Raw genomic sequence first — 15087 nt, forward strand, 5'->3', positions numbered from 1 at the left:
AAGCGCAGCGCCATCCGGCACGCCGTCGCGACGTTACATCCACTGGCGCATGCGCTGGTGCAACGTCAGTGATGGTTTCTCGGCAAACAATTGCTGGTAGTCGGTGGCGAACTGCCCTAAATGCCAGAACCCCCACTGCATTGCCGCATCCTTGACCGTGGTACTCTGTGACCACGGACTGATTAATTCCCGTCGCACCGCATTCAGTCGGATCCGCTTCAGCCACGCATTCGGTCCAATCCCCAGAATCGCGTGAAATGCATTCTGCAACGTACGACGGCTGACGTGAAGCTGGTTGCAGAGGTCGAGTACCGTCAGCGGCTCCGACATATTGTCCAGCACATAGTCCCGCGCCCGGGAGAGCAGTTTGCGGTAGCCCTGATGGCTGATACTCTCCGCCGAGTTGATGGGATGCGCGTCCTCCAGCATCATGCCCATCGCCAACAACAGATTATCCCCCAGCACCTTACGCACTGCGGGTTGATGAAGATTCTCCGGATTCTCGCTAAAGGTCGCCAGCGCCTGCTGGACAAAGCCCCACAGCGCCGCCTTGTGCTGCTCTTTGACCTCCAGCGCCGACTGGTTGCGCAGCATATGCAGCACCCTTTCCGGATTATGTAAAAACTGTGCCTGGCGGGAAATCACATCCTCTGAGATAACGACCCCGAGAATCGTGTAATCATCCGGCGTGCTCAGCTCAAACTCCGTACCGCCCGGGCGGGTCGCAATCTCGGCGCTGCCGAGACACTGTGCGCCAATAAATCCCTGCTCGCCGCGCGTGGCCGGAATGCCAAACCAGAACGAATTCGGCCAGACCAGGCATGACTGACGTAGCGCCAGTCCGGTGTATTCGCGAAAAACCTGAATGTCATCAAGCAGGATTTCCGTGAATTCGCCATGAAACTTCCCCGGATGCAGCTGATCGTAAATCTGCTGCCAGGCGGTAATTGTCAGGGCGTGCTCATAAACATCCGTGGTCCGCCGCTGGTGAACGTTGTCCACTTCAACCTTTGGCGTGAGTTTAACGTCTTCGGGTAACGCTTCATGATAAAGATGGTGCAAACTGGCTGAACGGGTCTTTTTCATGATCTTTTATGCCGGACGCCTGGTAAGACGCCCGGCCCTCCGACAGGTTAATTTTTTAAGCGATAGCGACTACTGCGTTTACGCAACGCCCCGTCAGTAAAGAGCTGTTCCAGTGCGTTTCTGGCCTCTTCAAGCGGCCAGCCAAAGTGCGCGGCGACCTCTCCTGCCGTCATTCCCTGACGCACCGTCGCGAGCTGCGCCAGCAGCGCGTCGGCGTATTCAGACCGCGCAGGCGCTTCAGGCTGTAGCGCTTTCTTCTGCTCAGGAGGAGTCGACGCGCGCTTAAATCCGCCGATCAGCCACTGGGTGTCGTCGTCTGGCCGACCAATTTCTTTGCGGCTGATGACGCGACCTGTGCGCTGTGCTGCGGCGCTTCCGGCATCCAGCGCCGCGCGGCACGCCGCCAGATCGCCTTCCACCACCAGCGTCACTTTGCCCGGGTCAAGCACTTCGTGGCTCAGCAGGTTGACGTTGGCGGCTTTCAGCATGGCATCCGCCGCATCAACGGCGGCGACCATGCCTTCCACTTCCAGTAACCCCAGTGCATTGATCATTGATGACCTCCGTTACGCGCGCTGAACAGGGTTACGGGCGATGTCCAGAACCGCATCGGCAAAGGCATTACAGGCGGCTTTACAGGCAGCCTGGCTGCCGGTCAAAAATGCCGCCGAGTAGTTGGTTTCCGACGGTGGCGGCACGTAGGTCACCAGCTGGACATCGGCAGATTTCATCGCCGCATCAATGCCATAGGTTGCTTCCAGCGGTGGTGCCACCAGATAGGCCAGCGGATCGCCCAGCGCAATGCCTGCCGTTGACGAGAGATAAGAACCGGTACGCGATACCACGTGCGCCAGAAACGCCGTGTTTTCTGCATCGTTCGCCCACTGGAACGCCGCGCCGCCTTCGATATGCGCGACCATCGCATCCAGACCGGCACGCACTTCCGCCGGGTTCGGTCCCCCCAACATAATCAGCACTTCACCCGCTGTCGGTGACGGCCCATGGGCTGCCCCGGCGTACAGCGAACGGCCATACACCACTTCAACCATCGCCTGTTTTGTCGCTTCGTCTGCGGCAATATACGTCACGTCATCAGAATCTGCCGTGATGAGACCGAGGCTACGTATATGCGGCGGTAATTTAAGTTCACGTGCAAACCCGTCGTTCACGGAAGCAATCACGCGCATCGCGCTGACCGAGGGTCGAATCAAATCTAATGCTGGCATGATGCCTCCTTAACGGGTCATGTTGATGCCGGACGCTTTTTGCTCCAGCATGCGTTTGGCCAAATCCACGATGACAGCAGCCGCTTCTACCGGCGGCGTGCCCCCCTGGTGGATATTGGAAATACAGGTACGGTCGGCCTCCACCGTCGTCGCCACGCGCGGTGAATAGACCGCGTAGCAGGAGAGACTTTCCGACTGCCCCAGCCCAGGACGTTCACCGACCAGCAGAATCACCACTTTCGCCCCGAGGATCTCGCCGATCTGGTCTTCAATCTTCACGCGGCCATAGCGGACAAAGAACGGTGTCCCGACCTTCAGCCCGGCCTGCTTCAGACCGGACAGCAGCGGCGGCAGGATCTCTTCATAGTTCGCGGTGATCGCATCGGTAGACAGGCCGTCAGACACCACCACCTGAACATCCGGATTGGCGACGCACTGTGATTTCAGCGCCTCTATGGCTTCCTGGCTCAGACGGCGGCCCATATCCGGGCGCGTCAGGTAGAGATTCTTGTCGCTGATTTCCGAGCGCACTTCCAGCAGTCCCTGTGCTTTCACCCACTCTTCCGGCACCTCTTTCAGTACGGTGTCTTTCGAGCGTGAGTGGTCGGCGAGAAAACGCAGTAGCGCCTGAGTGCGTGGACGCGGACCGGCACGTCCGGTGCAGACGCGCGCCGCGGTGCTGCGCCGCAGTTCGGTCAGCACCTCTGCGCGGTGCGGATTTTCCACGCCAATCCAGGCTTTCGCTTCAGCGGAACCCAGATCCAGCGCGCAGCTCTCTGCGGTGGACGGCGCCGCGCACGACGTCTGGTTGCAGGACTGCGGCGACGGGGCGGCGGTCTGCGGCTGTGTCTGTCCCATTGACGCCATTACGCTGCGTACAATTTCTTCAATCTGTTTTTGATCCATTGTTTGTCATCCCCGCGTCATCAGAAGAACAGTGACGGATCGCCCGCCCGTTTGGTCAGGCGACCATTTGCCATAATGCCCATTGTTTCCAGCCAGCGTTCAAACTCCGGCGACGGACGCAGATTCAGCAACTGGCGTACGGTCGCCGTATCGTGGAAGGCGGTAGTCTGGTAGTTGAGCATGATGTCGTCGCCAAGCGGCATACCCATGATGTAGTTACAACCCGCGGTGGCGAGCAGAATCATCAGGTTTTCGTTGAGGTTCTGATCGGCATCGGCATGGTTGGTGTAGCAGCAGTCGCAGCCCATCGAAATGCCGCTCAGCTTGCCCATAAAGTGGTCTTCCAGACCGGCACGAATGATCTGACGGTCATTGTAGAGATACTCCGGCCCGATAAAGCCCACCACGGTGTTCACCAGGAATGGATCGTAGTGACGCGCCAGACCGTAGTTACGCGCTTCCATCGTCACCTGGTCCGCCCCGAAGTTCGCCCCGGCAGAGAGCGCCGAGCCCTGTCCGGTTTCAAAGTACAGGCAGTTTTCCCCGGCGATCCGGTTAAACTCCGCCCCTACCGCACGCGCTTCGTCCAGCATTGCCAGCTCCACGCCGAACTCTTTTAAGCCCTTTTCACTGCCGCAGATACTCTGGAAGATCAGTCCACCCGGCGCACCGCGACGGATCGCTTCAATCTGCGTGGTAACGTGCGCCAGCACACAGCCCTGGGTCGGGATGTTGAACTTGTCGATTACCCCATAAACCGTGTCCAGCACGCGGCTTAAGTTCTCCACGTCGTCGGTCACCGGGTTGACGCCAATCACCGCATCGCCAGCCCCAAAAGAGAGCCCTTCGTAGATTTGCGCGGCAATACTCTGCACATCATCACGGGTATCGTTCGGCTGCAGACGACAACTGAAGGTGCCGGGAATCCCGATCGTGGTGTTGGCCTTTTTGATCACCGGCATTTTCTTGCCGCCGTAGATCAGATCCGCGTTAGAGCAGATCTTCGCCACCGCCGCCACCACTTCCGAGGTCAGTCCTTTACGCGTAAAGGCAATATCATCAACCGAGGTCTCATCGCTCAGCACATGCTCACGCAGCTCGCTGATGCTCCAGTTCTTAATGCGGTTGTAGGCCGTTTCGTTGACATCGTCCTGAATCAGACGCGTGACGCAGTCCTCTTCATAGGAAATCACCGGGTTGTTGCGAATATCCGCCACCGTCATTTCCGACAACACCTGTTTCGCCGCTACACGCTCCTGCGAGCTTTGCGCCGCGACGCCGGCCAGCACATCCCCCGAACGCAGTTCGTTGGCTTTTGCCAGCACCTCTTTTACATCCTTAAACTGATAAACATTGCCGAACAATGTGGTCTTTAGTTTCATAAGTCGTTCCCTCAGGAAGGAAATGCGAGTGATTTCACCGTCACCGGCACAACCGATCCGCCAAACAAAGGCGTACCAATGTCGATATAGTCGCCCGCCCGGACAATCACTTCGTCAATGACCGCCAGCGGGAGTTGCTGTAACTGTGGGCGCAACAGCATGCCCAGCGCTTTACCAAAGTCCTGCTCGGCCACCACCAGCAGGGGATGCGGATTCGGGTAACGCGCGATGAAGGCCAGCAGCGCGTCGATGACCGTAAGTAATGCGGCGTAACGCACCGGCAGCGAGGCGGGAAGCGCCAGTACGTATGCGTCAGTCTGTGGATCCAGATCGAGCTGCATCAGCGCCTGTTGCCACGCGCCAACCAGATCGGCGTCATCCATCGGGATCGCCACCGGCAGATTGCGCAGCGGCAACTGAACCCCTTCCAGCCAGATGGTGCTGCCCGAGAGCGACAGCGTGTGCGCCCCTGCGCCAATCACCGTGGCGCGCACGGTCTGCGCCGGAAACTGCACGTTCATCGCACGCAGACGCGGATGCTCATGCAGCGCCGTCGCCAGCAGCGGCCCAATATCAGAAAAACAGAACGGGTCGGCAGGCAGGTTGCGATAGCACTCCCCCACGCCGCCGGACAGGGTGATCACCTCCGGCTTCGCGTCCGCTGGCAGTAACCCGGTTTGCATCAGCGTCTGCGCCAATGGCGACAGCGCGCCGTCGATCACTTCTACGATCAGACTCGCCATCCGCTGCGCTACCTGCCCTAACTGCGCGACGGTCAGTGAACGGGCATCGGTACCAACACCGAATACCTCATCGACAATCTTCTGACCGGGTTGATGGGCATGCACGACGCGCCCTTGACCGTCAGTCTCCAGCAGACGTCCGCCGACGTTCAGGCAGGCGGTGCCGCTCACCTTTCCGGCATCAAACAGCGCGTAGTTCGAAGTGCCGCCGCCGATGTCGATGTTCAGCACCCGGCACATCCGCTGTTCAGACAGGGTTTGCGCCCCGGCGCCGTGACCGGCAATCACCGATTCCAGATGCGGTCCGGCGCTGGCAACCACAAAGTCGCCGAGCGACTGGGAGAGCGTCATCACCGCCGGGCGCGCGTTGCGGGTTTTCGCACTCTCGCCGGTGATGATGATGGCCCCTGAATCAACCGATTCCGGCGCGATCCCCGCCGCCTGATACTGCGCGAGGATCAGCGCTTTAAGTTCGTCCTCCCGTAACCCACCCTGCTTATCGACGGGGGTAAAGAAGACCGGGCTTTGCCAGCTAATGTCGCGTTTGATGAATTCGTAACGGGGCACCTGCGACACAGCCGCACGGTTAACCAGTTCCAGGCGCGAGAAGATCACCTGAGTGGTCGTGGTGCCGATATCGATACCGACGCTCAGTAGCTGGCGCGTGTTCACGATTGCGCCTCCACTTCCGTTTCTGCCGGAACGTTTTCATCTTTTGGCACCAACATCATGGCCACGCCAATTGCCGTGACACCGCCAATCAATTTGCCGACAATCATCGGGAAGATCATGGCGTTCATGTTGGCCGCCGCGAAACCTAAGTGGTCACCCAGCGCGAAGGCTGCGGAGACGGCGAAGGCGCAGTTGATCACTTTGCCGCGGGTATCCATCTGCTTCATCATGCCGAACATCGGGATGTTATTCGCCAGTGTCGCCACCATGCCGCCTGCCGCCATATTGTTGATTTTCAACAGGCTACCAACACGCATCAGCGGTTTCTCAAACCAGCGGGTCAGCAACAGCACCATCGGATACGCCCCGAGCAGCACGCAGGAGATAGAACCGATCACTTCAATGGCGCGCATCACTTCACCGGGGGTGTCGCCAGGCGCCATGAAGATCGGGTCGAGACCAGGGATCAGCTCCCAGCCCAGCAGGAACTTGATGACTGCCGCGGCGAGACCAATGGTGATCAGCGCGACGAGGAATTTGGCGAAGATCTGGAAGCCGTTGATCATTTTTTCCGGGATGAATTTCAGTCCCAGCGCCACCAGCACGGCGACGATGATCACCGGGATCATGTTCATCAGGATCAGCGCGAAGGTGAACTCGACCGGTTGTCCATTGATCTCAACGCCCGAATACATCGCGACCAGACCGCCGGCAATACAGCCAATAGGGATCGTGACAATGCCTGCCAGCACGCCAAGCGCCAGATAACGGCGGTCGGACGGTTCGATAATGCCCAGCGCAACGGGGATAGAGAACACGATGGTAGGTCCCATCATTGCCCCCAGAATCAACCCCGAGTAGAGCCACGCCGCGACATCGCCACCCGCCAGCTCTTTGGCGAGGAAGAAGCCGCCCATATCGCACGCCAGCAGCGTTCCGGCGAACATCGACGGGTTCGCACCAAGCATTTCATACAGCGGAATAATCACCGGCCCAAGCAGTTTGGCTAACACCGGCGCCAGCGCGGTCATACCGACCATCGCCAGTCCCAGTGCACCCATCGCCATAAATCCTTCTTCGAACTGACCGCCGGATCCCTCAATACTTTTGCCGAACTTCCCGAGGTAACGCGCCGACCCGCCGAACTGCGACAGGATCCTGTCCACGGCGGCAATCAGCATAAAGAACATCATGATGTACATGATGATTTCGTTAATTCCCATACCCTTATCTCCATTTGCCAGGGTTTTCGTAGGCCTGATAAGCGCAGTGCCATCAGGCAATGATGCCGCGTTTTGCCAGATGGCGGCGCGAACGCCTTATCTGGCCTACGTCCTGGTATGCTTTTATTGTGCCGCCGCGTACAACTCGATAATGTCGCTCTGCGTGGCGGTGCGTGGGTTGCTGCGTATACAAATATCCTCCAGCGCGGCTTGCGCCCAGACGCTGTAGTGTTCTGGTTTTGCGCCGACATCAGCGAGCCGTTTGTTCAGGCCCACCTCCGCAATCAGTTCGCTGACTGCGGCGATAGCGTCGCGATCGTCTGCTTTCTTATTGGTTAAGGCGCGCCCGATATGGCTAAAGCGTTCGCGACACACCATGCGGTTAAAGCCCATCACCGTCGGTAGCAGCATGGCGTTCGCCTGGCCATGCGGAATGTGCAATGTGGCGCCAGGCTGATGCGCCATCGCATGACACAGCCCCAGCCCGGCGCTGGAAAACGCCATTCCTGCCATGCAGGAGGCCAGCAGCATGCTCTCCCGTGCGGCGAGGTCATGACCGTAACCCACCGCTTTCGGCAGCGATTTGCCAATCATCGCAATCGCGCCGATCGCCAGGCTGTCGGTAAACGGCGAGGCATTCAGCGCGCTGTATGCCTCAACCGCGTGCGTCAGCGCATCAATCCCGGTCATTGCCGTCACATGAGGCGGTACGCCTTCGGTCAGCGCGGCATCGAGGATTGCCACGTCCGGCATCAGCGTCGCATGTGCCAGCACCTGTTTGCGTCCCGTCGCCGCGTCGATAATCACCGTTACGTTAGTGGTTTCCGATCCGGTTCCGGCGGTGGTGGGGACGGCAATCAACGGCAGGCGCGGACGTAAGCTGCTGTATTCCGTCATCTCCGCCAGCGTCTGATTTGGATTCGTCACCAACAGGGCGACTGCTTTTGCCGCATCCAGCACTGAACCGCCACCAAAGGCAACAACGCCGTCGCATTTTGACTCGCGCAGTTGGGCGACCGCCGCGCAGACGTCGGTGATGCACGGCTCACCCATCGGACACGGCCAGACCGTCATCGCCACGCCTTTCATCGCCAGACTGCGCTCTAACGACGCGGTCATCCCCGCCTGATGCAGGAAACTGTCGACCATCACGAACAGATGGCTTAAGCCTCGCGATTGCGCTTCCTGTCCGCAGGAACTGAGCGCCCCGAGCCCGCACAGCGTGACCGGCGGTACGCTGAACGTTTTCACGCGTTGCAGATTCAGGGTATCGAATGCCTGAAAGAGCGCCGTCTGCAATTCAGCTTGCATAGATTCCCTCCGCTTTCTCTCTCCCGCTGTTTGCGATCGCCAGCGGTGTCATAAACAGGCTGTGCCGGGGCAGATGTACCTGGAGTTCAGGAAAGCGCTGGCGAAACAACGCCTCCACGCCCGGTTGCATACAGGAGCCACCCGCCAGCCATAAATCGGCTATTTCTTGTCCTTCGATATGACGGGCAACAATCTCCGCCATTTTTTCGTAGACCGGTTTCACCACCGGCCAAATCTCCTGCGCGTTGCTGCGCTTGACCTGCTCGGCCTCTTCCAGTTCGATGCGCCGGTTTCCGGCCAGAGTCAGAGAAATATGGTGACCGCCCGTCGCTTCATCCGCCGAGTACGTCACTTTGCCCTGCTTAACGATGGCGATCCCAGTCGTGCCGCCACCGATATCCACGACACCGGCGTTATCCAGTTGCAGCAGATCGGCGACCGCGGTTGGTTCATCCAGCACATGGCTGACCTCCAGCCCGGCAGATTCCAGTACGTTGATGGAGATGCGCGGGTCGGTGCCCGGCGGGAACGACGTCGCCGCGTGGGTAAACCGGCTGCCGAGCTGTTGTTCGAGCGTATCGAGATGGCGGCGCACGATAGTGACCGCACCGAAGAAATCCCAGACGATGCCGTCGCGCACGACGTCAGCCCAGTCAAGACACACCGCGACCGGCTGTCCGTCGCCATCGACAACCATCGACACCACGTCGCAGGTGCCCAGGTCAACACCCAGCCACAGCGCGGAATCGCTCGTCGCAGGCGCCTGATTACACAGGTCAGCGGCTTTTTGCAGTCTTGGCGTGAGCCAACTTTCTTCGTCGTGCGCCATCTCTCTCTCCATCGGCCTGACCCATCAGGCGTTATTGTTGCAGGCAGTTTGGACACGGACAGCGCGCAAGAACCGGAGCGTACACGTAGTACGTGAGGATTCTGAGCACTGCCCTGGTCCAAAATGCCAAATAAAATAGCCTGATGGGCAGGCACTTAAACGATACGAAACGCATCCACCAATACACAGCGACGCAGACGCACAAACGTACGCGCACTGGTCACCCCTTCCCCGGTTGGCGTGGTGATGGTCATGGTGGTCCAGCCTTCACCGCCCAGTCCCAGTCCGGCAATGCACGGTCCGTTCTTGACGAAGATGCTGGTATCAATGGCGTTCGCCATCTGGTTCATGTTGTCGATGTTGCGCGAGTGCATCGCAGCGGTATGGTGACAGCCGCCTTCCAGTTGCACCGCCAGCGCAATAGCCTCGTCAACATTTGCCACCCGTACCACCGGCAGGACCGGCATCATCAGTTCCGTGACGGCAAAAGGATGCGTGGCAGGCGTTTCAACAAACAGCAGTCGGGTTTGATCCGGGACCTGCAGGCCAATGGCGGCGGCGATTTTTGCCGCGTCGCGTCCAACCCAGTCACGGCTGACAGTGCCTTTGCCACGCTCATCGATATTTTTCAGCAGCACCGGCTGGAGCTGTTCGGCCTGCGCGGCGCTCAGTTTCACCGCCTGCTGGCCTTCCATCAGGCGCATCAGCTCATCCGCCACGCTGTCGACGACAATCAGCACCTTCTCATCAGCGCAAATGATGTTGTTATCGAAGGACGCGCCTTTGACGATGGATTGCGCAGCCCGCGCCAGATCCGCCGTCTCATCGACGACCACCGGCGGATTACCGGCACCGGCGGCAATCAGACGTTTATTGGTGTGTTTGCGGGCGGCGTCGACCACCGCTTCGCCGCCGGTGACGACCAACAGACCAATGCCTGGGTACTTAAACAACCGCTGCGCGGTTTCGATATCCGGGTTCGCCACGGTCACCAGCAGGTTTTCCGGGCCACCCGCCGCCACCACCGCCTGGTTAAGCAGTGTGATCGCGCGTTGTGAAACGCCTTTCGCTGCCGGGTGGGGGGCGAACACGACACTGTTACCTGCGGCAATCAGGCTGATGGCGTTATTAATCACCGTCGCTGCCGGGTTAGTGGATGGCGTCACTGAGGCGACGACGCCCCACGGCGCATTTTCGATCAGCGTCAGGCCGTTATCGCCGGTGAGTACCTGCGGCGATAAACACTCCACGCCCGGTGTCCCGCGTGCCTGTGCCACGTTTTTGGCAAATTTATCGTCGACGCGTCCCATGCCAGTCTCTGTGACGGCAAGTTCCGCTAATTCTTTGGCATGCTTTTCGCCCGCTTCACGAATGGCGTGAATGGCAAGCTGGCGCATCGCCACGCTCTTCAGCCCCTGCTGAGCGACTTTTGCTGCCGCCACCGCATCATCCAGGGAGGCAAAGACGCCCATTTCATGAACGGCGGTCGCTGGCTGGCTGCTGTCTTTCATTTTCAGCAGTACCGCTTTCACCACCTGTTCAATATCCTGTTGATTCATGATGTTCAGTCCTATTTGTGGAATATCACCTGACCGCCAGCCACCACTTCATCGACGATACCAATCACGCACAGATCGACAGGGGACGCTTCGCTGCGATGCGCCTGGCGAGCAGAACTGCCGCTAACCAGCAGCACCCACTCCCCGGTTCCCGCCCCGATGCTGTCAATGGCGACGGCACACTGCCCGTCGGGATTTCCCTGGGCATCGATCATCTCCACCATCAGCAATTTGTCGTGTGCCAGTCCCTGATGGCGTACGGTACAAACGATTTGTCCTGTGACGACTGCCAGTTTCATACCCGCCTCCGTGGGTTAAGTTGTGCTGCGATCCTGTAGGCCGGATAAGCGCAGCGCCATCCGGCCCCCAGTCCTGCTTAGATGTTGCTGTCGCCTTTGAAGCTGATCGGGAACACTTCTTCCAGATCGCCATGCGGACGCGGGATCACGTGAACAGAGACCAGTTCGCCGATACGCTGTGCCGCTGCGGCACCGGCATCCGTTGCTGCTTTGCAGGCCGCGACATCGCCACGGACCATCGCAGTCACCAGACCGCCGCCAATCTGTTTCACACCAACCAGCTTCACGCGTGCGGCTTTTACCATCGCATCAGAGGCCTCAATCAGTGCAACCAGGCCCCGGGTTTCAATCATTCCTAAAGCTTCCATTGTGTTTTCCTCTCATGGGGTCCAGAACGGGACCATTTATACAACCAGGGTTTGTGAGTCACGTTCGCGACTCACGTCAGTCTGGCGCGGCACGGCTGCCACCAACGCCAGTTCGATAATTTCCTGTACGCTACAGCCTCGCGAAAGGTCATGAAGCGGTGCGGCAAGCCCCTGAATCAGCGGCCCGACGGCACGATATCCGCCCAGACGCTGGGCGATTTTGTAACCAATATTGCCGGCCTCCAGTGACGGAAACACCATCACGTTGGCGTGACCCCGTAGCGGACTGGCAGGCGCTTTTTGCGCGGCGACCTCCGGCACAAAGGCGGCGTCAAATTGCAGTTCGCCATCCACCAGTAGCGTGGGCGCGCGTTCGCGAACAATCTCTGTTGCCTGCTGCACGTTCGCCACGCAGGGATGACGGGCGCTACCCTGACTGGAGAATGACAGCATCGCCACGCGCGGTTCTTCACCGGTGATACCGCGCCAGGTGTCGGCACTGGCGATCGCGATATCCGCCAGTTGTGCCGCCGTTGGCTGCGGCACCACGCTACAGTCGGCAAACCCTAACGCCGGTCCGACGTACTGCGGCAGCATCAGGAAAAGAGACGACAGCGTTTTACACCCCGGCTGCAGGCCAATAATGCGTAAGCCCGCGCGCAGCACGTTAGCCGTGGAGGAAAGATTGCCGGCGATACAGACATCCGCCTTGCCTGCGCTAACCATCGCCGCTGCAAACATCAGCGGGTCATTGAGTTTCTCAACGGCATCCGGCGGCGTTTTCTCCCCGGACCGGGCGAGCCAGCGCTCTGCGAACGCTTCACGCATCGCCAGGTTGCTGTGCGGGTCGATAACCTGAATACCGTCCAGCGCCACCCGATGCGTGAGAGCGAACTGGCGCAGCGCGAACGGGCTGGCCACCAGAATGGGGTGCGCCAGGCCGTGCTGTTGCAGGTAGTGCGCTGCTTTCAGCACACGTTCGTCTAACGCATCCGGAAAGACCACCCGGGCCGGGGCTTGCTGAGCCCGTTCGCGGGCGCGTTCAATGATCATTGTTCACCTCCCAGTCGCTGTTGGATCTGGCTGACGGTGAGCGGGTGTTTGGTGACACTCAGAATCATCATCACGTAGACCGCGCTGGAAAGACGGTTCAGCGCCTGCAAAATATCCGGTCGCAGGACGTCAAAACCGCGGGTGATAAAGACCTGGGCGGCGATCGTTTCCGTCTCGCGAACTTTGGTACGTAGCAGATTCAGCAGCGCGGACTCACGACCATGACTGGCTTCAGGCACCAGATGATCGTGCTCCAGATAACGCAACGGTTGATGGGAAAGACGATGCAGATCATCCTCGTTCAGCCCGACAATGGACTGTGCCGCCAGGGGTTCATCCATCGCATCGGCGCGCATAATGTTGCCCAGCCGCGAACGAATATCTGCCAGCCAGGGCTGCCATGGCTCCGCCAGTTCGATTTGCAGCCACACTGACAGCGCGATGGTGCTGTCCAGCGCGGCACGAAAGCCCAGACGCGGATCGCTTTTGGCGACCATTTTGTCCGCCGTCAGGTGGGTCAAGGTGTCAGGCTTTTTCGCCACCGGCTGGCGACACAGTTCACAGCAGGCCTGGGGATGCGTATCGCTACTGGTTAACCCGTGCACCGGCTGCGGCTGCTGTTGCTCGTCGTCGACAAACAGACTGCCCTGCTCATCCAGAAACTTGATGCGCAGATGACGGCCTTCCAACAGTTCGCGGGCAGAGGGCGTCAGGCGAGCGTCAGCGGGGAGATGGATTTCCGCCCCTTCGCTGAGCGTATGGTTCGCTCTGAGCCATGCTTCGGTGATGAAATCTTTCATACCGATTGCCAGTTCGCAGGCCACGCAACGTACAGGAAGCGCACGGTCGTCGGCGTGCCAAATTCAATGCTCGAGCCTTTGGGGATAAACATGACATCCCCGGCTTTGGCGATCATCGTTTCACCTTCATGGCGCACATGCAGTTCACCGTCGAGCACCATGTCGATTTCGTCGTAGTTCAGCGTCCACGGGAAGAACGCGTTATCCCACTGCATGAACCCGGCGGCCATACTGCTGCCGTCCTGCTCGGTAACGAGATCGGTCAGGCCCACGCAGTGCGGCTGTGCGCCGTCGAAGCGGCCAAACTTAACGCTGCTGCCATCGATCACTTTGATGCCGCCTTTGCCGGTCACCGAATGAAAACCCGGTTGCATCCCGCCCTGCTCCAGCGACTGTTTTTCCTTCAGCACTTTGTCCATCAACTGCGAAACCAGACTCTCGGTAAACTGCCCTTCCGGTAGTTGCGCGATGATAGTTTCACGAATGCGCTGCGTTTCAGATTTGGCCTCGTCCACACTGCACGCTGCCGTTGGCGCGGATCCCTCGCACTCCACAATCGTAATGCCCAGTAACTCCGCGACTTCACGGGCTTCCGGGGTGATGATGCTGGCGCGCAGCACCACCGACATCTCTTGTTCGCCTCGTGCGTGCGCCGCACGTATATCGTTAGCTGTGATAAGTGTTTTCACCTGCCCCTTCCTCCTTTTGGCTGAGCTCAGTCAGATAGTCCACCAGGTGCTGCACGCTTTGCGGGTCATGGCTGTTGAGTTCGAAAATCGGCTCCTGAAACCCAATCCCGCGCAGTAATTCCCGCGTTGCGGTCACGTCGGCATCCGGCATATCCGTTTTGCTGATCACGGCGATGTGTCGTTTACTGGCACCGATATCTAACAGCCCGGCAGGTAAGCGACTTTCTTTGTCATTGGCCGCATGGACATAAATCAACGTATCAACGTCCTGCAGCGTGGTAATTAAGGCGTGATACCAGCGGGGATGACTGAAATATTCCCCTGGCGTATCGATATCGCCATTTTTATTAAATTCCACGGCCTGCGTTTTTCTGGCGAGGGAATAATTTCCCTGTAAGGCATTAAAAAGCGTTGTTTTTCCCGCGCCGACAGTGCCAACAAACGCAATACGTTTCATAAGCACCTCAGAATTAGCTTTTCGTCAGGTCGCAGAGGGTGAAATTTAATAACCGCCCCAGCCCACTGACCGTTTGCAATAAGGCCTCTTCTACCGCGCCGACCGAGCCGTAGATCACCAGCGCACCACTGAATCTGTCGAGAAAACCGATATGTACGTCGGCAGCCTTCATCGCCAGATCGCCGGCAATCATCGCGGTTTCTCCCGGCGTCAGGGTCATAATGCCGATGGCCCCGGCTTCGGGAACGCCGATCTTTTTCGCCAGTTCTTCACCTGGATGCGCAATGAGATGCGCCAGCGTGACCTGTTTGCCCGGCACAAATTCCTGAATGATGCGTTCTTTATCCATTGCTCACCGCCTGTGTTAAGACTGGGCTTATCGTGGCAATTTTTTGTCAGGGTAAATAACAAAATTCGGCAAGATGATTTAAAAGGTGAAGTGGATCACTAATACGCAGAAAATAAAAAGGCGCGGGAGAAACCC

The 15087-nt window shown here is 58.8% G+C and carries 17 protein-coding genes; all 17 read right to left on the reverse strand.

Annotated features, from left to right (window positions below; translation table 11 throughout):
* Positions 1–33: 33 nt before the first annotated feature.
* The gene (gene eutR, locus AL479_RS02315; protein ID WP_061074918.1) at positions 34–1086 is read right to left on the reverse strand and encodes an HTH-type transcriptional regulator EutR; all 1053 of its coding nucleotides are present in this window, start codon (positions 1084–1086) and stop codon (positions 34–36) included.
* A 47-nt stretch (positions 1087–1133) separates the two neighbouring features.
* Positions 1134–1640, reverse strand: a complete 507-nt coding sequence (gene eutK, locus AL479_RS02320; protein WP_061074919.1) for an ethanolamine utilization microcompartment protein EutK — start codon at positions 1638–1640, stop codon at positions 1134–1136.
* A gap of 12 nt (positions 1641–1652) precedes the next feature.
* On the reverse strand, positions 1653–2312 hold the full coding sequence (eutL, locus tag AL479_RS02325) for an ethanolamine utilization microcompartment protein EutL (RefSeq protein WP_046484833.1): 660 nt from the start codon (positions 2310–2312) through the stop codon (positions 1653–1655).
* 9 nt (positions 2313–2321) lie between these two features.
* The gene (gene eutC / locus AL479_RS02330; RefSeq protein ID WP_061074920.1) at positions 2322–3218 is read right to left on the reverse strand and encodes an ethanolamine ammonia-lyase subunit EutC; all 897 of its coding nucleotides are present in this window, start codon (positions 3216–3218) and stop codon (positions 2322–2324) included.
* Between the two features lie 20 nt (positions 3219–3238).
* On the reverse strand, positions 3239–4600 hold the full coding sequence (eutB, locus tag AL479_RS02335) for an ethanolamine ammonia-lyase subunit alpha (protein WP_061074921.1): 1362 nt from the start codon (positions 4598–4600) through the stop codon (positions 3239–3241).
* An 11-nt stretch (positions 4601–4611) separates the two neighbouring features.
* Complete coding sequence (gene eutA, locus AL479_RS02340) at positions 4612–6015, reverse strand: ethanolamine ammonia-lyase reactivating factor EutA (protein ID WP_061074922.1); 1404 nt, start codon at positions 6013–6015, stop codon at positions 4612–4614.
* Positions 6012–7238 carry an ethanolamine utilization protein EutH gene (eutH, locus tag AL479_RS02345; protein WP_061074923.1) on the reverse strand — a complete coding sequence of 409 codons (1227 nt, stop codon included), beginning with the start codon at positions 7236–7238 and terminating at the stop codon, positions 6012–6014. The genes eutA and eutH overlap by 4 nt, the downstream gene beginning before the upstream one ends.
* A 123-nt stretch (positions 7239–7361) precedes the next feature.
* Positions 7362–8549 carry an ethanolamine utilization ethanol dehydrogenase EutG gene (gene eutG, locus AL479_RS02350; RefSeq protein ID WP_061074924.1) on the reverse strand — a complete coding sequence of 396 codons (1188 nt, stop codon included), beginning with the start codon at positions 8547–8549 and terminating at the stop codon, positions 7362–7364.
* The gene (gene eutJ / locus AL479_RS02355; protein ID WP_044258360.1) at positions 8539–9378 is read right to left on the reverse strand and encodes an ethanolamine utilization protein EutJ; all 840 of its coding nucleotides are present in this window, start codon (positions 9376–9378) and stop codon (positions 8539–8541) included. Before eutJ ends, eutG begins: the two co-directional genes overlap by 11 nt.
* 155 nt (positions 9379–9533) lie before the next feature.
* Positions 9534–10937, reverse strand: coding sequence for an aldehyde dehydrogenase family protein (locus AL479_RS02365; RefSeq protein WP_061074925.1), 1404 nt, complete (start codon positions 10935–10937; stop codon positions 9534–9536).
* 11 nt (positions 10938–10948) lie between these two features.
* Positions 10949–11236 (reverse strand): ethanolamine utilization microcompartment protein EutN, encoded by a 288-nt coding sequence (eutN, locus tag AL479_RS02370; protein WP_042317652.1) that lies wholly within the window; start codon positions 11234–11236, stop codon positions 10949–10951.
* Positions 11237–11313: 77 nt separating this feature from the next.
* A complete protein-coding gene (eutM, locus tag AL479_RS02375) occupies positions 11314–11604 on the reverse strand; it encodes an ethanolamine utilization microcompartment protein EutM (protein WP_000387720.1) in 291 nt (96 codons plus the stop codon).
* A 36-nt stretch (positions 11605–11640) separates the two neighbouring features.
* The gene (gene pta, locus AL479_RS02380) at positions 11641–12657 is read right to left on the reverse strand and encodes a phosphate acetyltransferase (RefSeq protein WP_061074926.1); all 1017 of its coding nucleotides are present in this window, start codon (positions 12655–12657) and stop codon (positions 11641–11643) included.
* Positions 12654–13457, reverse strand: coding sequence for an ethanolamine utilization cob(I)yrinic acid a,c-diamide adenosyltransferase EutT (eutT, locus tag AL479_RS02385; RefSeq protein WP_061074927.1), 804 nt, complete (start codon positions 13455–13457; stop codon positions 12654–12656). Before eutT ends, pta begins: the two co-directional genes overlap by 4 nt.
* Entirely contained in the window at positions 13454–14146 is a 693-nt protein-coding gene (eutQ, locus tag AL479_RS02390; protein WP_061074928.1) for an ethanolamine utilization acetate kinase EutQ, read from the reverse strand. Before eutQ ends, eutT begins: the two co-directional genes overlap by 4 nt.
* The gene (eutP, locus tag AL479_RS02395) at positions 14124–14603 is read right to left on the reverse strand and encodes an ethanolamine utilization acetate kinase EutP (RefSeq protein ID WP_061074929.1); all 480 of its coding nucleotides are present in this window, start codon (positions 14601–14603) and stop codon (positions 14124–14126) included. The genes eutQ and eutP overlap by 23 nt, the downstream gene beginning before the upstream one ends.
* 13 nt (positions 14604–14616) lie before the next feature.
* Positions 14617–14952, reverse strand: coding sequence for an ethanolamine utilization microcompartment protein EutS (gene eutS / locus AL479_RS02400; protein WP_042317647.1), 336 nt, complete (start codon positions 14950–14952; stop codon positions 14617–14619).
* Positions 14953–15087: the final 135 nt, after the last annotated feature.

It is taken from the genome of Citrobacter amalonaticus (genome assembly GCF_001559075.2).
GTDB classification, from domain to species: Bacteria; Pseudomonadota; Gammaproteobacteria; order Enterobacterales; family Enterobacteriaceae; genus Citrobacter_A; species Citrobacter_A amalonaticus_F.